Origin of the sequence: Streptomyces sp. NPDC021019 (assembly GCF_044333295.1) — a bacterium.
Taxonomy (GTDB): Bacteria; Actinomycetota; Actinomycetes; order Streptomycetales; family Streptomycetaceae; genus Streptomyces.
Window position 1 is genome coordinate 1,392,691 of sequence record NZ_JBIRQR010000002.1, and the last position, 16,470, is coordinate 1,409,160.

The 16,470-nt window shown below is 72.8% G+C and carries 11 protein-coding genes; 4 read left to right on the forward strand and 7 right to left on the reverse strand.

Annotated features, from left to right (window positions below):
• Window positions 1-6: 6 nt before the first annotated feature.
• The 3 genes from ACH4RG_RS17290 to ftsE all read right to left on the reverse strand — a co-directional run bounded on the left by ACH4RG_RS17290 (window position 7) and on the right by ftsE (window position 2,924).
• The gene (locus ACH4RG_RS17290) at window positions 7-1,194 is read right to left on the reverse strand and encodes a S41 family peptidase (RefSeq protein ID WP_397917160.1); all 1,188 of its coding nucleotides are present in this window, start codon (window positions 1,192-1,194) and stop codon (window positions 7-9) included.
• A gap of 68 nt (window positions 1,195-1,262) precedes the next feature.
• A complete protein-coding gene (gene ftsX, locus ACH4RG_RS17295; protein WP_007448304.1) occupies window positions 1,263-2,180 on the reverse strand; it encodes a permease-like cell division protein FtsX in 918 nt (305 codons plus the stop codon).
• 54 nt (window positions 2,181-2,234) lie between these two features.
• Window positions 2,235-2,924, reverse strand: a complete 690-nt coding sequence (gene ftsE, locus ACH4RG_RS17300; protein WP_003968787.1) for a cell division ATP-binding protein FtsE — start codon at window positions 2,922-2,924, stop codon at window positions 2,235-2,237.
• Between the two features lie 259 nt (window positions 2,925-3,183).
• On the opposite strand from ftsE, the gene ACH4RG_RS17305 reads away from it, so the two are divergent.
• Window positions 3,184-3,384: a hypothetical protein gene (locus tag ACH4RG_RS17305; RefSeq protein WP_003968786.1), complete on the forward strand. Its 201-nt coding sequence runs from the start codon at window positions 3,184-3,186 to the stop codon at window positions 3,382-3,384.
• Window positions 3,385-3,599: 215 nt separating this feature from the next.
• Here ACH4RG_RS17305 and ACH4RG_RS17310 read toward each other — a convergent pair whose 3' ends face one another.
• The 4 genes from ACH4RG_RS17310 to ACH4RG_RS17325 form a co-directional block, all read right to left on the reverse strand.
• Entirely contained in the window at window positions 3,600-4,475 is an 876-nt protein-coding gene (locus ACH4RG_RS17310) for an LPXTG cell wall anchor domain-containing protein (RefSeq protein WP_398539758.1), read from the reverse strand.
• A gap of 329 nt (window positions 4,476-4,804) precedes the next feature.
• A complete protein-coding gene (prfB, locus tag ACH4RG_RS17315; RefSeq protein WP_073800932.1) occupies window positions 4,805-5,911 on the reverse strand; it encodes a peptide chain release factor 2 in 1,107 nt (368 codons plus the stop codon).
• 137 nt (window positions 5,912-6,048) lie between these two features.
• Window positions 6,049-7,293, reverse strand: a complete 1,245-nt coding sequence (locus ACH4RG_RS17320) for a serine/threonine-protein kinase (protein WP_397917162.1) — start codon at window positions 7,291-7,293, stop codon at window positions 6,049-6,051.
• Window positions 7,294-7,536: 243 nt separating this feature from the next.
• Window positions 7,537-9,201 carry a serine/threonine-protein kinase gene (locus tag ACH4RG_RS17325; protein ID WP_398539759.1) on the reverse strand — a complete coding sequence of 555 codons (1,665 nt, stop codon included), beginning with the start codon at window positions 9,199-9,201 and terminating at the stop codon, window positions 7,537-7,539.
• A 494-nt stretch (window positions 9,202-9,695) separates the two neighbouring features.
• On the opposite strand from ACH4RG_RS17325, the gene ACH4RG_RS17330 reads away from it, so the two are divergent.
• From ACH4RG_RS17330 to ACH4RG_RS17340, 3 genes are all read left to right on the forward strand, one after another.
• A complete protein-coding gene (locus ACH4RG_RS17330; protein WP_398539760.1) occupies window positions 9,696-13,424 on the forward strand; it encodes an FHA domain-containing protein in 3,729 nt (1,242 codons plus the stop codon).
• 206 nt (window positions 13,425-13,630) lie between these two features.
• On the forward strand, window positions 13,631-14,995 hold the full coding sequence (locus ACH4RG_RS17335; RefSeq protein ID WP_398539761.1) for an ABC transporter substrate-binding protein: 1,365 nt from the start codon (window positions 13,631-13,633) through the stop codon (window positions 14,993-14,995).
• Window positions 14,996-15,101: 106 nt separating this feature from the next.
• Window positions 15,102-16,388 carry a carbohydrate ABC transporter permease gene (locus ACH4RG_RS17340; protein WP_397927877.1) on the forward strand — a complete coding sequence of 429 codons (1,287 nt, stop codon included), beginning with the start codon at window positions 15,102-15,104 and terminating at the stop codon, window positions 16,386-16,388.
• Window positions 16,389-16,470: the final 82 nt, after the last annotated feature.

Consider the following 16,470-nt stretch of genomic DNA (forward strand, 5'->3'; position numbering starts at 1 on the left):
TTCGCACTACGACCCACCCCCGAGGCCACTCAATACCGTCTCGGCCCGCTGCTGGGCCCTCTCGCCCACCACGAGGTCGGGTGTGATGCCCCTGCCGTCGACGTTCCGGCCGGTCGGCGTGCGGTAGTGGCCGACGGTCAGCTCGGCCACCGAACCGCCCGGAAGCTCACTGGGCATCTGCACGGAGCCCTTGCCGAAGGTGGGCGAGCCGACGGTGACCGCGCGGCTCCGGTCCTGGAGCGCACCGGTCAGCAACTCGGCGGCGCTCATCGTGCCGCCGTCGACCAGGACGACGAGCGGGCGGTCCATGTCACCGCCCGGATCGGCGTACAGGGCCTGCTCCTCCCCGCGTACGTCGTACGTGGCGACCAGGCCGCCGTCCAGGAAGGCGGAGGCGGCGGCGACGGCCTCGGTGACGAGTCCGCCGGAGTTGGCGCGCAGGTCGAGCAGTATCCCGGCTCCGTCGGGAGCCTCACGGACCGCTTGCCGGACCTCGGCCCCGGCGCCCTTGGTGAACGCGGCGACCTTGATCAGCACCGCCGACGACGGTTCGGCCCCCAGCCGCCGCACGGTGACCGCCTCGGTGGTCAGCCGGGCCCGCCGAAGGGTCTCGGTCCAGCCCCGGCCCTCCCGCACCAGGCCGAGCTCCACCCGGCTGCCCTCGGCCGCCCCCGTACCGTCGCCGCGCAGCAACGCGACGACCTCCGCGACGGGGCGCTTGCCGACCGCGCGGCCGTCCAGGGTGCGCAGCAGGTCGCCGGCGCGGATGCCGGCCCGGTCGGCGGGACCGCCGGGCTGCACGCGGGACACGGTGACGTGACCGCGGTCGGTGCGCCGGGCGGAGAGCCCGACGCCGGTGTAGGAGCCGTCCAGCGCCTGCTCGAACTCCTCGTACTCCCGCTCGTCGTAGACCGCGCCCCAGCGATCGCCACTACGGCTGACGACCTCCTCCGCGGCGTCCTTCACGGACTTCCCGTCCGCCGCGGCCTCGGCGGCTGCGTCCTCGATCTCGTCGCGGTCGACCGGCACGACGGTGGAGGAGACGGCACGCGTCTGCGTACCGGAGCCGGAACCGGGGTCCTGCGGCAGCGAACCGGTCGCGGCGGCGGTGGCGAGAGCACACCCGAAGACCAATGTCAGGGCCGCCCCGCGGCGGAGGCCGCGGGGCCGGAAGCGGTGCGAACAACCCGACATGACGCCGAGTCTAGGACAAGCCCCCTGGGGCGCACGGGCGATCACCCGTGCGCCCCAGGGGGCACATGTCACACCTTCAGGTACTTGCGCAGTGCGAACAGAGCGGCGACGGCGGGCATCAGCAGACCGATCGCGAGCACCAGCGGGAGCTTGGTGAGGACCGCGTCCCAGCCGATGAAGTTGATCAGGTTCAGCTTCTCCTGGAGCGCGAGGCCACCGTCGATCAGGAAGTACCGTCCGCCGAGCAGCATGGCGCAGGCCAGCACGCCGCCGATCAGGCCGGCGACGGCCGCCTCCATGATGAAGGGGGCCTGGATGTAGAAGCCGGAGGCTCCCACGAGGCGCATGATGCCCGTCTCACGTCTCCGGCTGAACGCGGAGACGCGCACGGTGTTGACGATCAGGATCAGCGCGATGACCAGCATCAGGATCATCACGTAGACCGCGACGGCGTTCATGCCGTTCATCAGCTCGAAGAGCTGGTCCAGGATGGACCGCTGGTCCTGGACGGACTGCACCCCGTCCCGCCCGGCGAAGGCCGTCGCGACGACCTTGTACTTCTGCGGGTCGTCCAGCTTGACCCGGAAGGACTCCTGCATCTGGTCGGGCGTGATGTTGCCCGCCATCGGGGAGTCGCCGAACTGCTCCTGGTAGTGCTTGTACGCCTCGTCGACCGTCTCGAAGTGGACCGTCTCGACGGCGTCCATCTTCTCCAGGTCGACCTTGATCTGGTCCTTCTGCTCCTTGGTGACAGCCCCCTTGGCGCACTTGGGCATGTCCTTGGCGTCGTTCTTGTTGCAGAGGAAGATCGAGACGTTGACCTTGTCGTACCAGTAGTCCTTCATCGTGCTGACCTGCTCGCGCATCAGCAGCGCACCGCCGAACAGGGCGAGCGAGAGGGCGACGGAGACCACGACCGCGAAGGTCATCGTGAGGTTGCGGCGGAGACCGACGCCGATCTCCGACAGGACGAACTGGGCGCGCATGGCGTCCTTTCAGTACTCGATGCTCGAAATGCACGAAGGGCCGGAGCCCCTCGGTCAGTGCTGGTAGCCGTAGACGCCGCGTGCCTGGTCGCGTACGAGACGGCCCTGCTCGAGCTCGATGACGCGCTTGCGCATCTGGTCGACGATGTTCTGGTCGTGGGTCGCCATGATCACGGTGGTGCCGGTCCGGTTGATCCGGTCCAGCAGCTTCATGATGCCCACCGAGGTCTGCGGGTCGAGGTTGCCGGTCGGCTCGTCCGCGATCAGCAGCATGGGGCGGTTCACGAAGGCGCGGGCGATGGCCACGCGCTGCTGTTCACCACCGGAGAGCTCACCGGGCATCCGCTCCTCCTTGCCGCCGAGGCCGACGAGGTCGAGGACCTGGGGCACGGCCTTGCGGATCTCGCCGCGGGGCTTGCCGATGACCTCCTGCGCGAAGGCCACGTTCTCCGCGACCGTCTTGTTCGGCAGGAGGCGGAAGTCCTGGAAGACCGTCCCCAGCTGGCGGCGCATCTGCGGCACCTTCCAGTTGGACAGCCGTGCGAGGTCCTTGCCGAGCACATGGACCATGCCCGTGCTGGCGCGCTCCTCGCGCAGGATCAGTCGCATGAAGGTCGACTTGCCGGAGCCGGAGGACCCCACCAGGAAGACGAACTCACCCTTCTCGATGTCCAACGAGACATCGCGCAGAGCCGGTCGGGTCTGCTTCGGGTAGGTCTTGGAGACGTTGTCGAATCGGATCACGGATGCACCACGGTCGGCCGGGAGTAGGTGAGCGTGACCATACGCGAACCGGGCTCACGCGTGCAGACGGCGTCCGTCAATGGGCGTTTTGTGGCGGATCGGCGCCTGGAACGAAACGGGTCGCGCCGGACCTTGTCCGGCGGGCCGCGCCGAAATCGTCGCGAGCTGGCACAGTGGTGGGGGGAACGGTTGCGTTTCCGTGAGCGTTGTGCGGAGAGAAGCAGGTAAGCGGCTCCGCCGCGCGGGAGGAGGAATGCGCATGACCTATGACCGACTGGTGTGCGCGAACTGCGCGTCCCCCGTCAGCGAGGGCCGTTGCCGTGTCTGCCGTGCCGTGCGGCAGCAGATGCTGGAGGAGCAGGGCCAGGGCCCGCTGGCCGGGATGAGCCCGGCCATGCTGATCGCCCTGATGGTGGTGCTGCTGACCGCGCTCGCGCTGCTGGCGCACCAAGCGGCCTGATCCGGCCGCGCACGCCCCTCCGGGGTCGCCCCTCATAGCCCCTCCGGGGCCGACAGACGTAGGCGTACGACCGCCTGAGCGGTTCGGGCGCGAAGAAGGGCCCGGGAGGCGCCGTACGCGCTCCCGGGCCCTTCTTCATGCCGTGTCGTGTCGTGGCCGCGACCGGACCTGCGCCCTCTACGCGCCCGTACGGTCCACCACGGCCCGTTACGGGACTAGGCGACCGTGCGACCGCCGCCGACCAGGCGGGGCAGGATACGGAAGCCGATGCCGCCCGCGATCATCGTCGCGGCGCCGATGACCAGGAAGGTCGTCTCGGCCGCACCGGTCTCGGCGAGCTCTTCCTTGCCCTTGCTCTGCTCGACCGGCTTGTTGCCGACGCTGTCGGTGTCCGTGTTGTCGGTGCACTCGGCGCCGTCGAGGTCGACGGTGCAGCCGGCGTCGTCGCCACCGGTGGTGGACCCGCCGCCGGTCGCGGAACCGCCGCCGGACGTCGAGCCGCCGGAGGAGGAGCCGCCGCTGGAGGAGCCGCCGGAGGTGCTGGTGCCACCCTGGTCGCCGCCGCCGCCGTTGTTGCCCGAGCCGCCGTTGTTACCGGAGCCGCCGTTGTTACCGGAGCCACCGTTGTTACCGGAGCCACCGTTGTTACCGGAGCCGCCGTTGTTGCCCGAGCCACCGTTGTTGCTGGAGCCGCCCTGGTCGCCACCCTCAACGGCACCTTCAACGCCGCCCTGGTCGCCACCCTCAACGGCACCTTCAACGCCGCCCTGGTCGCCACCCTCAACGGCACCCTCGGCACCGCCCTGGTCGCCACCCTCAACGGCACCCTCGGCACCGCCCTGGTCGCCACCCTCAACGGCACCCTCGGCACCGCCCTGGTCGCCACCGCCGACGTCGGCGCCGCCGATCGGGTTCTCGTTACCCTCGGTGGCGCCCTCCAGCAGGCCCGTCTGGACCTCGACATCGGCGACGCCGGTGTCGACGCCGATACCGATCGCCTGCGCCGCACCGGCCGCGGTCAGCGAGGCACCCGCGGCGATAACCGCGCCGGCGGCGATCCGCGCGACGCGAATACGCGTCTTCTTCGTCATGTGTTGCTACCCCCAGTAGCCGATCTCGTCATTGGAGCAGCCATATGCGGGTCGGGGCCCTGCGGGGAATCGCCTCGGCAAGGCCACGTCGTGTCGTGGTCACCCCGCCAGCCCCCCGGTTCACACCCGTCCCAGAGATACGCATGCTGCTCTAGCACCCTGGCCAGAGTTAAGGACTACGTCAAGGCCGTTCCGTGCACTAGGCACCCATATGGGGGTTCTTGACGGTTATTCGGAAGCCGGACTGTGACGCGTCGGGCACAGGTCCTCCGCAACGGAGGAGGGCCCGGACAGTCGCCTGTCCAGGCCCAATCTCCGTACCACCGAGGCTACTTCTCGCTCTGCTTGCGCCAGCGGATGCCCGCTTCGACGAAGCCGTCGATCTCGCCGTTGAAGACCGCTTCGGGGTTGCCCATCTCGAACTCCGTACGCAGGTCCTTGACCATCTGGTACGGGTGCAGGACGTACGAACGCATCTGGTTGCCCCAGGAGTTGCCACCGTCGCCCTTGAGCGCGTTCATCTTCGCCTGCTCCTCCTGGCGGCGGCGCTCAAGAAGCTTCGCCTGGAGGACGTTCATCGCGGACGCCTTGTTCTGGATCTGGGAGCGCTCGTTCTGGCAGGAGACGACGATGCCGGTGGGCAGGTGGGTCAGACGGACCGCGGAGTCCGTGGTGTTGACGCCCTGTCCGCCGGGGCCCGAGGAGCGGTACACGTCCACGCGCAGCTCGGACTCGTCGATCTCGATGTGGTCGGTCTGCTCGACGACCGGGAGCACCTCGACGCCCGCGAAGGACGTCTGGCGGCGGCCCTGGTTGTCGAAGGGCGAGATGCGGACCAGGCGGTGGGTGCCCTGCTCGACGGAGAGCGTGCCGTAGGCGTACGGGACCTGGACGGCGAAGGTGGTCGACTTGATGCCGGCCTCTTCCGCGTAGGCGGTCTCGTAGACCTCGGTCTTGTAGTTGTGCCGCTCGGCCCAGCGGATGTACATGCGCTGGAGCTTCTCGGCGAAGTCGGCGGCGTCGACGCCGCCGGCCTCGGCCCGGATGGTCACCAGGGCCTCGCGCGCGTCGTACTCGCCGGAGAGGAGCGTGCGGACCTCCATCTCGTCCAGCGCCTTCTTCACCGACTCCAGCTCGGCCTCGGCCTCCGCCTGGGCGTCGGCGTCGCCCTCGTCCGCGGCGAGCTCGAAGAGGACTTCGAGGTCGTCGATGCGGCCGCGCAGGGTCTCGGCCTTGCGGACCTCGGCCTGGAGGTGGGAAAGCTTGCTGGTGATTTTCTGGGCCGCCTCCGGGTCGTCCCACAGGGACGGCGCCGCAGCCTGCTCCTCGAGCGCGGCGATGTCCGCCCTCAGCGCATCCAGGTCCAGGACGGCCTCGATCGACCCCATGGTCGAGGAGAGGGACTTCAGCTCTTCGGAAATATCGACGACTGCCACGGGTCCAGCGTAACGGCTGGGCGGATGAAGCTTGCCCTCGCCCGGAAACCGGTTGCCGGACCCGGGCCGGGGCGAGGGTTCCCGGCGCCTCTGCCAGGGGGCTTCCGACCTCTGCCCCAGGGAGCTTCCGACCTCTGCTACGGGGTCGCCGGCGCCGAGTTCTCGCTGTCCCGGGGCGCCGGATCCCCGTCGTCGCCGCCGGACAGCAGGCCGCCGACCACGACGGCCGCGCAGACGGCGAGGGCGGCGACACCGAGGGTGATGCGGCGCTTGCGGACGGCCGCCGACTTGTTGCGGGCGGAGCCGGGCCGGGGCCGTCCCGGGGCGCGGGGGGCGCGGGCCGTCCCGAGGGGGCCGCCCGCCAGTTCGTCCGGGGCGGGGACGCGCATGCTCGTGTGGGTGTCCCGGTTGGAGTCGGGGGCGGAGCCGGGCACCAGGGGGACCGCGCCGCGGCGGCGGGGCTCCTCGGCGGCCGGGGTGTACTGCTGCTCGTCGTAGGCGGCGGGCTGCTGGTCGCTCTCCTCCGGGCCCGGCTCGTCCACCTCCAGCGGGGGTATCCCCGCCAGCAGGGGCAGCAGGTCGCGCAGCCGTACGGCAAGCTCCGAGGCGCGCAGCCGGGAGGCGGGGGCCTTGGCCAGGCACTGGACCAGGAGCTGCCAGAGCTCCTCGGGGATGCCGGGGAGCGGGACGACGGTCTCGGTGACGTGGCGGCGCAGGACCGCGCCGGGGTGGCCGCCGCCGAAGGGCGTGAATCCGGCGAGCAGCTCGTAGAGCACGGTCGCCAGGGCGTAGATGTCGACGGCGGCGCGGGGCGGGAGACCCTCGACGATCTCGGGGGCCAGGTAGTCCGGCGTACCGATGATCTTCGTGGCCTTGGTGCGGCGCGGGGTGTCGATCAGCTTGGCGACGCCGAAGTCGGTGAGCAGGGCCGGGTGCGCGCCGCCGGGGCCGAGCGGGCCCTCCATGTCGAGCAGGATGTTCTCCGGCTTGACGTCCCGGTGGACCACGTGAGCCTTGTGCGCGGCGGCGAGGCCGTCGGCGACGTCCGCGATGATCGCGACGGCGGCCTCGGGTGCGAGGCGGCGTTCGCGGTCGAGGCGGGTGCGCAGGTCGGTGCCGCGGACGAGGGTCATGACCAGGGCCAGGTCGTTGCCGTCCACGACGAGGTCCCGGACGGCGACCACGTGCGGGTGGACGAGTCCGAGCAGGGCTGTGCGCTCCTGCACGAAGCGGCCCACGAGCTCCTGGTCGGACGCGAGGTCCTCACGGAGCAGCTTGATGGCGACCGGGCCCTCGGGCCCTTCGCCGAGCCATACCGTGCCGGCGCTGCCGCGCCCCAGGATCTGGTGGGCCGTGTACCGGCTGCCGATATTCCGTGCCAAGACTGCTCCCTCAGCGGCTGGCGGTGGACCCCCGGCCGACAAAGCTACGCGGCGTTCGGGGTGTCACGTGCCCTGGATGGCACCGACCTTCACTTCTCCGGGCCGAATAGGCCCGGAGAAGTCGACAAAGGGACAGGGTTACGGGTCGAGCCTCGCCCAACGGTACGGGCCGGGCCTCGCTCGGCCGTTAGGCGTCGGGTGCCGCTCGACCGTTACGCGTCGGGTGCCGCCCGGCGGTTCGGGTCAGGCCCCGCCCGAGCTGCCCGTGCTGTCGCCGAGCTCGGAGATCCAGCCGGTGACCGTGCCGACCGCGTCTCCGATCGCCTCCCAATAGCCCTTGCCCTCGGCGACCCATTCCTGGAGCGGGGTCAGCTCCCAGATGAGCCAGCCGGCGACGATCAGGAGCACCACGGTGAAGAGGCAGCCCTTGAGGCAGCCGAGCCCGGGGATGCGCATCGGGTTGGCGCCGCGCTGCCTCGGCGGACGCGGCTCGCGCGGCGGGCGCGGGGCCGGCTGCTGGGGCTGCTGCGGCTGGGGAGGCGCGTACTGCTGCCGCTGAGGCTGCTGGTAGCGCTGTGGCTGGTGCTGCTGCTGCTGTTGGGGCGGGTACTGCTGGTGCTGCGGAGGCGGCTGGCGGCGCTGGGGCGGCTGCTGCTGATGGGGCTGCTGCGGCGGCTGCTGACGCTGGGGGCGGCGGCGCAGCGGGTCCTGGCTCGGGTCGAGGTACTGGACCTGGGTCTGGTCGTTGCGGTCACGGGCCGCCTGGAGCTGCGACTGCCAGGGGTGCGGCCCGTCCGGCTGCGGCGGCCCGTCGGGGCGCTGCGGCACGGGCGGCAGGACGGCGGTCGGGTCGGCGTGGCCGCCCGGACCGCCCTGGCCCCCGGGGCCGGTCTGCGGGAGCACGCTGGTGGCGGCGGCGGGGTCGTAGGAGCCCGCGTTGCTCGGCAGCACCTGCGTGGGGTCGGCCGCGCCCGGAGAGTCCGGGACGGCGGTGGGCGCCGGGTCGGGGGCGAGCAGGGCGCCCACCCCTTCGGCGGCGGCGATCTGGGCGGAGTTCGCGTGGACGCCGATGCCGGCGGCGACCGTACGCAGACCGCGGGCCAGGTTCTCGGCGCTGGGCCGCCGGTCCGGGTCCTTGCTCAGGCAGCGCTCCATGACCGTCCACAGCGGGGCCGGGACGTTGGAGGGGCGGCGGGGCTCCTCGCTGAGGTGCCGGTGCAGGACTTCGAGGGCGGTGCCCCCGGCGAACGGCGGGCGGCCGGTGACCAGCTCGTACAGCAGGATGCCCGCGCCGTAGATGTCGACGGCGGAGGTCTGCGGGCGGCCCTCGGCGGACTCCGGCGCCACGTAGGCGGGGGTGCCGACGAACTCGTGGGTCCGGGTCAGGCCCGGGGAGTCGGCCAGGCGCGCGATGCCGAAGTCGGTGAGCATCGGGTGCATCTGGCCGTCGCGCTCGTCGACCAGCACGTTGGCCGGCTTGAGGTCGCGGTGGACGACGCCGTCGGCGTGGCTGGCGGCGAGCGCGTCCGCGATCTGCGCGGTGAGCAGGGAAGCGGCGACCGGGGTGAGCGGGCCGTTCTCACGGAGGTAGCGATGCAGGTCGGGGCCGTCGATCAGGTCCATCACCAGGGCGAGGAGATCGCCCTCGACGACGAGGTCCCGGGTGCGCACGATGTTCGGGTGCGTGAGCCGCAGCAGGACCGAGCGTTCCCGCAGGAACCGCATCACGACGTCGGCGTCGTTGGCCAGCTCCTCCTTGAGGACCTTGATGGCCACGGTCTCGCCGGGCTGACCCGCGACGGCTGCCTCGGCGCCCGCGGTCTCCCGCTGGCGGGCTCGCCAGACGGTGCCCGTGGCGCCGCGTCCGAGCGGCTCCTCGAGCAGGTACTTGCTGCCTACGGGCCGCACGTCATGCGCTCCCTGCTGATCGTGGTGCTTGCGGTCCCCCAGGGACCTGGCTCGCTCCCTGGGTCCGCCCGAATGTTCCGGCCCACTGTAGTGCCGCCGAACGGGGCACCGGGGGCTCATGTTTCGGGGGAAGACGCGCGGGTCGGCCGGAAGGTTGCCGCACGGCTGATCACAGGCCGGTCAGGCGTTCGGGCACGGAAGGGGATTCCTCTCCGGCATTCGGCGGGCAACCACCGGGAAACCCGTCCGAGCGGTGGGATCCGGACGCAAGCAGGCACTTTTGCGCCCACAGCCGACCATTCAAGATCATTTAAAGGTGACCGCCGGGCGTGTTGTCAGTGGCAGGTGCGAGGATGCCTCCAGCACGGATCTGCGAGGTCGGAGTCTCGCGGTGCGTGACGACCTGTACGGACGACGTGTCCGTGCCGGGTGGGGGGAATCACAGGGCGTTTCCCCTGCCGGGCACCCCCGCGCAGAAGGGACCGCTGACGGCGATGCAGATCCGGCTGACCGTCCTCGCGCCGCGCAGCGGCCAGACCCCGGCGCGCACCTGCGACGTGCTCGTCACCGCACCCGCCGGGACGGCGCTGGCCGCCGTCGCCTCCCAGCTGGCCTCCGCCGTGGCGGGGCCGGAGAGCTCCCAGGGCGGCGGAGCGATCGTGTTCTTCGCCGGCCGGGAGCGGCTCGACGGGCACCGCGTCGCGCTGGGCGAACCGCCCCTGGTGGACGGCGCGGTCCTCTCGCTCCAGGTCCCCGGTGACGACGAGGCGACGGACGACCCCGTTCCGGCCCAGCTCCATGTGGTGGCGGGCCCCGACGCGGGCGGCGTCCACCTGCTGCACGGCGGGCAGATCCGGATCGGCCGCTCGGCCGACGCGGACGTCCCGCTCGACGACCCGGACGTCTCCCGGCTGCACTGCGCGGTGACGGTCTCCGACGACGGCCGGGTCTCGGTCGCCGACCTCGGTTCGACGAACGGCACCTCGCTGGACGGCGTCGAGGTGCGTGAGCGGCCGGTCCGCCTCGCCCCCGGCGCGCTGCTGCGGCTCGGCGAGTCCGCGCTCCGCCTCACGGCGGGCTCCCGGCCGGCGACGCTGCCGACCGCCCCGGACGGCGAGGGGCACCTGCGGGTGGCCCGCGCCGAGACGGGCTCTCCCGCCCCGGGCCACGGCGCCGACGCGCCGCTCTCCGCGCAGGCCCCCGACCACGGAGGCCCGGGCCACAGCCACGGTTACGGCACACCGGCGTCCCCTTTCCCCGATTTCCCCGATTCCCCCGGTTCCCCCGCTCCCGCCGGTCCACCGGCGCCCGAAGGGCCCCACGGCGGCTCCGGAGCCCCGGGCTCCTCCCTCGAAGAGGAGTCCTGGCCCGAGCACGCCGAGGCCGGGCCGGGCGCGTACCCGGAGCAGGCCACCCATGCACGTGGCGAGGAGTTCGCCGACGCCCCGGCTCCCCGGCGCGGCATAGGAGCATGGGCGAGGCGGCTCAAGGGCGGCGCGAGGGTCGAGCAGGCGGCGGGCCCCGAGACCGGGGCGGGCGCCCGACGCGACACGTACGGCGCCTCCCGCGCCCCGGGAGGCCCCAACGCGCCCGGCTCTTCGGCGCACGGATCATCGGCACCCGGAGCGGGCGCGTACGGCTCCGCGGGCGGACCCCACGCCTTCCCAGGCGGCTCCCACGGCTTCGCGGGCGGCTCCCACGCCTTCCCGGGCGGCTACCACGACCCGTCCGGCGGGCCGTCGGGGGCCGGGCACCTCGCCTCCCCTGTCTCCCCCGGCTCCCCCTTCTCCGCGCTGCCCACCGCCCCCGAGGGCACCTGGCCGGATCCGGCCGCCGTGCTGATGACCGCGCTCGGCCCCGGGCCCCGGCTCTGGGAGCGCCATCCGGAGCACGCGGAGGCGCTGGTGGTGCGGCTCGGCACGACCGACCGGGCCGACGTGCCCGCCGTGCCCGTGACCGTGGGGCTGCGGGAGGCCGGCTCACTGGGGCTCGCCGGTCCGCGCGCCCGGCTGGCGGGTCTTGCCCGCGCGACGGTGGCGCAGCTCGCCGCGCTGCACTCCCCGTTCGACCTGGAGATCGTCCTCATCAGCACGGACCGCTCCCGCCCGCTGGAGGAGCGGCGGCGCGAGTGGTCCTGGCTGGGATGGCTGCCGCATCTGCGCCCGACGCACGGGCAGGACTGCCGACTGCTCCTCGCGTACGACCGTGAGCAGGCGGCCGCCCGTACGGACGAGCTGGTGCGCCGCCTCGACGAGGGGCCCCTCGGTGCCGGCTGGCCGCACCTGGACCGGGCCGCGGTGGCCGAGGCGGCCCGCGCCCACACGGGCCCGCACACGGTGGTCGTCCTGGACGGCGACCCCGGTACGGCGATGCTGCGCGAGACCACGGCGCGGCTGGCCGGGGCGGGCGCGGCGGCCGGGATCCATCTGATCTGCCTGGCCGAGACCCCGGCCGCCTCCCCCACCTCCCCGGTGTCCGCGACGTACGAGGCCGCCTGCCGGGCGTCCATCGCCTTCCGGGAGTGCGGGGCCGTCGCGATGCTCAGCGGGGACGTCGCCACGGCGTTGCGCCTGTTGCGCACGGCGGGCGGGCAGGCCGCCGGGCACGGAACGGTGGCCGCCGTGGACGCGGTGTCGGCGGCCTGGGCCGAGCGGTTCGGGCGGGCCCTGGCGCCCCTGCGTGAGGAGGGCTCGGCCGCACTGGCCGGCCGTCCGACGACCGCGGCGCTGCCGCCGTCCGCCCGGCTGCTGGACGAGCTGGGCCTGGCCCGGGCGACGCCGGCCTCGCTGATGGCCCGCTGGGCGTCCACGGCGGAGGCCCAGCCCGGCGCCTCGACGCCCCGGGGCGCGGCGGCCCGGACATCCCGCCAGGAGCTGGACAGCCCCAACTCCGGCCGTACCCTCAGCACGGGCCCGCGCGTCGGCCCGCAGCGCACCGCCGCCTCCTCCTCCCACCGCGACTCCGGCCGGGCGCCGTACCCGGCCGCTGGCGCCCCCGACCCTGACCGCACCCCGTACCCCCCGCTCGACGCCCGCGACTCCGGGCGCACCCCGTACCCACCGCTGGATCCACGGGACTCGGAGCGCACGCCCTGTCCCGGCGGCCGACGCTCCGGGCCGGGGCAGGGCTCCGAGGCGCGGGGAGAGGGAGGCGTGGCCCGGCCCGCCGCCCACGCCGGCCGACCGGTCCTCGTGCTCGGGGCGGGCCCCCGGGGGCCCCTCAGCGTCGATCTCGCCGACGAGGGACCGCATCTGCTGATCGAGGGGCCGCCGGGCAGCGGCCGCACCGAGCTGCTCCGGGCCGTCGCCGCCTCGCTGGCCTCCGCCGCCCGCCCCGACCGGCTCGGCATCCTGCTCGTCGACGGCTCCGGCGGCGAGCGGGGGGAGCGCTGCGAAGGACTGCTCCCCTGTACGGAGCTGCCGCATGTGTTCACCCACCTCGTGGCGTGCGACCCGGTCCGGATGCGGGAGTTCGCGCAGGCCCTGGGCGGCGAGCTGAAGCGGCGCGCCGAGCTGCTCGGCGACCTGGACTTCGCCGCCTGGCACGAGCGGCACGCCCAGCAGGAGGGCCCGCCGCGCGTCGTGGGCCAGCGTCCGCCGAGCGGCGCCGAGCGGCGGGGCGATCTGGACTCCCCGGCCAGCGGCACCCTGCGATTGCGCCCTACCGCCCGGTCCGGGGACCCCGGCCCGTCGCCGCTGCCCCGTCTCGTCGTCCTCGCCGACGACTTCGACGCGCTGGTCGCTCCGTCGCTCGGCAGTCCCGGCCGGCCGGCCGCCGGTTCGGTGGTGCGGGCGCTGGAGGCCGTGGCCCGGGACGGTGGGCGGCTCGGGGTGCACCTGGTCGCCACCTCCGCACGCCCGGACCGCACCGAGGACACCGAGCTGGCCCGTGGCGCCCGGCTGCGCATAGTGCTGGACGCCCCGGTGCTGCCGCCGTCCCCGGACGAGCCGGCCCCCGGCCGGGGCAGGCTGGGGCATCCGGACGGCCGGGTGACGCCGTTCCAGGGGGGCCGGGTCACCGGTCGCATCCCGCGTACGGCGACGCTGCGGCCCACCGTCGTCCCGCTGGAGTGGGAGCGGATGGGCGATCCGCCGACCCGGCGCCCGGTCCGGGAGCTGGGCAACGGGCCGACCGACCTGGCTCTGCTCGCCAGCGCGTTGGAGCGCGCGGCCCGTTCGGTGAACGCGGAGCGGCTGCCGGCGCTGGTGCCGTTCCCGGCCTGACGCGGTCGGCGGACGACCCGCCCCTACCCTGCCCGGGCAGGCTTCCGACATGCCCTGACATGACGTCACGAGGCGATCACAATCGGCCTGTTGGGGCCTCTGGCGGTATTGCGGGGCCCGGTCGCCCGGCGTAGGACTGTGCGCACGGACGACGTGGTCCGGGCATGCGGACATGGCCGGACCCGTACAGAAGAGACGGGGCAGTAATGCGCACAACCTTCTCGATACGCAGGGCCGCAGTGGTGTTCGCTGCGGCCGGCGCTCTGGCGCTCACCGGCTGCGGAGGCGACGGTGGCGGCAAGAAGAAGTCGGACGACGAATCCGGCAAGGGCACGGACAGCGCGTCCACGGTCGAGCTGCCGAAGCTGGACGGGGAGAACATCTCCGTCGCCGCGGTCTGGACCGGGCCCGAGCAGGAAAACTTCACCAAGGTGCTGGACGAGTTCGAGAAGCGTACGGGCGCGAGCGTGACCTTCGTCCCGGCGCAGGACCCCATCATCAACTTCCTGGGCACCAAGATCGCGGGCAAGCAGCCGCCGGACGTGGCGATGATCCCGCAGGTCGGCGCGATCCAACAGGCGGCCGCGAAGAAGTGGGCCAAGCCGGTCGGCCCCGAGGCGAAGACTCAGCTCGACAAGAACTACGCGAAGGTCTGGCAGGACCTCGGCGCGGTGGACGGCACCCAGTACGGCGTGTACTTCAAGGCCGCCAACAAGTCCCTGATCTGGTACAACGCCGCCGCGTTCGACAACGCGGGGGCGAGCGAGCCGAAGACCTGGAAGGACTTCCTGACGACGGCGGAGACCATCTCCGCCTCCGGCGTCACGCCGGTCTCGGTGGGCGGCGCGGACGGCTGGACCCTGACGGACTGGTTCGAGAACGTCTACCTCTCCCAGGCCGGGCCGGAGAAGTACGACCAGCTGGCGAAGCACGAGATCCCGTGGACCGACCCGTCCGTCAAGGACGCGCTGACCACGCTGGCCGGGCTGTGGGGGAAGCCGGAGCTGATCGCGGGCGGCGCGGACGGGGCGCTCCAGACGGAGTTCCCGGCCTCGGTCACCCAGACGTTCACCGGGGGCGACCAGCCCAAGGGCGCGATGGTGTTCGAGGGCGACTTCGTCTCCATCAACATCGCGCAGACCGAGGCGAAGATCGGCACGGACGCCAAGGTGTTCCCGTTCCCGGCGGTCGGCGCGGACTCCCCCGTGGTGACCGGCGGCGACGCGGCGGTGGCGCTGAAGGACACCAAGGGCGCGCAGGCGCTGCTGACCTGGCTGGCGTCCTCCGACGCGGCGAAGATCTGGGCCGAGGCGGGCGGGTTCATCTCCCCGAACAAGGGCCTGGACCTGAAGGCTTACCCGAACGACGTCCAGCGCACGATGGCCCAGGCGCTGATCGACGCCGGTGACGACGTCCGGTTCGACATGTCCGACCAGGCTCCGCAGTCGTTCGGCGGAACGCCGGGGAAGGGCGAGTGGAAGATCCTCCAGGACTTCCTGAAGAACCCGAAGGACATCGCGGGGACCCAGAAACAGCTGGAGTCCGAAGCGGTCAAGGCGTACAAGAGCTGACGCCGTGACGACAGCGACCGCGGGGGGCGCCGGGTCGGCGCCCCCCGCCGACGACACGCATCCCCGTCCGTCCCCGCCCCCGGATCCGAAGAGGTCCCGCCGGAGCGTGACCGGCACCCGCAGGGCCATCGCGGCGGCGTTCCTGCTGCCCGCGCTGGTGCTGCTGGGCGCGCTGGTGCTCTATCCGATCGGGTACTCGGTCTACCGGTCGTTCTTCGACCAGGCCGGTACGGGCTTCGCCGGGTTCGACAACTACACGGCGCTGTTCACCGACGCCACCATCGTCACGGCGGTGAAGAACAACGCGATCTGGGTGGTCTTCGCCCCGACGGTCGCCACCGCGCTCGGGCTGATCTTCGCGGTGCTGACCGAGCGGATCCGCTGGGGCACCGCGTTCAAGCTGATCGTCTTCATGCCGATGGCTATCTCCATGCTGGCGGCGGGCATCATCTTCCGGCTGGTGTACGACCAGGCTCCCGAGCGGGGCGTGGCCAACGCGGTGGCGGTGGGCGTGCACGACACGTTCAACCAGTCCTCCGTCTTCCCGAAGGCGCGCCCGCTGCCCGTGCACCCGCTGGAGAAGGGTGACGGCGGGGCGTATCTGTCCAAGGAGCCGGTCCGGGCGGGCCAGCCGCTGCGGGTGCCGCTGATCGGCGTGGCTCCGGCGAGGATGCCGGGTGACGCGCGGCCGGCGGAGGGCGCCCCGGCGGCCTCCGGGGACAGGATCTCCGGGACCGCCTGGCTGGACTTCACCCGGGGCGGCGGCGGGAAGCCGAACGTCGTCGACCCGAAGGAGCTGGGCCTGAAGGGCCTGAAGGTCGAGGCGGTGAAGGACGGCAAGGTCGTCGCCACGGCCACGGCCGGAGCGGACGGCGTGTTCACCCTGCCCGCCTCGGCGGACGGGGCCCAACTGCGCCTGCCCGCCGACAACTTCCGCGAGCCGTACAACGGCGTCGACTGGCTCGGGCCGTCCCTCGTGACGCCCGGGATCATCGGCAGCTACGTCTGGATGTGGGCCGGGTTCGCGATGGTGCTGATCGCGGCGGGCCTGGCCGGTCTGCCGCGTGAGCTCCTGGAGGCGGCCCGGGTGGACGGCGCCAACGAGTGGCAGGTGTTCCGCCGGATCACGGTGCCGATGCTGGCGCCGGTGCTCGCGGTGGTCCTGGTGACGCTGATGATCAACGTGCTGAAGGTCTTCGACCTGGTGTTCATCATCGCGCCGGGCTCCTCGCAGGACGACGCGAACGTGCTGGCGCTCCAGCTGTACAGGTCCTCGTTCGGCACGGACGCGGACCTGGGGATCGGGAGCGCGATCGCGGTGCTCCTGCTGCTGCTGGTGATCCCGGTGATGCTGTTCAACATCCGCCGGATCCGGAAGGAGGGACGCCGATGACGGGCCACGCCCGCCCCGTGCCGCCTCCCGGCCGGGGGTCCGGGGGTCGCCCCCCGGAAGAACGCAGCAACATCCGCCGGAT

Coding starts and splice junctions, on each gene's coding strand:
- ACH4RG_RS17330 (WP_398539760.1), top strand. CDS start 9,696: ATGCAGATCCGGCTGACCGTCCTCGCGCCGCGCAGCGGCCAGACCCCG.
- ACH4RG_RS17290 (WP_397917160.1), bottom strand. CDS start 1,194: ATGTCGGGTTGTTCGCACCGCTTCCGGCCCCGCGGCCTCCGCCGCGGG.
- ACH4RG_RS17310 (WP_398539758.1), bottom strand. CDS start 4,475: ATGACGAAGAAGACGCGTATTCGCGTCGCGCGGATCGCCGCCGGCGCG.
- ACH4RG_RS17335 (WP_398539761.1), top strand. CDS start 13,631: ATGCGCACAACCTTCTCGATACGCAGGGCCGCAGTGGTGTTCGCTGCG.
- ftsX (WP_007448304.1), bottom strand. CDS start 2,180: ATGCGCGCCCAGTTCGTCCTGTCGGAGATCGGCGTCGGTCTCCGCCGC.
- ACH4RG_RS17305 (WP_003968786.1), top strand. CDS start 3,184: ATGACCTATGACCGACTGGTGTGCGCGAACTGCGCGTCCCCCGTCAGC.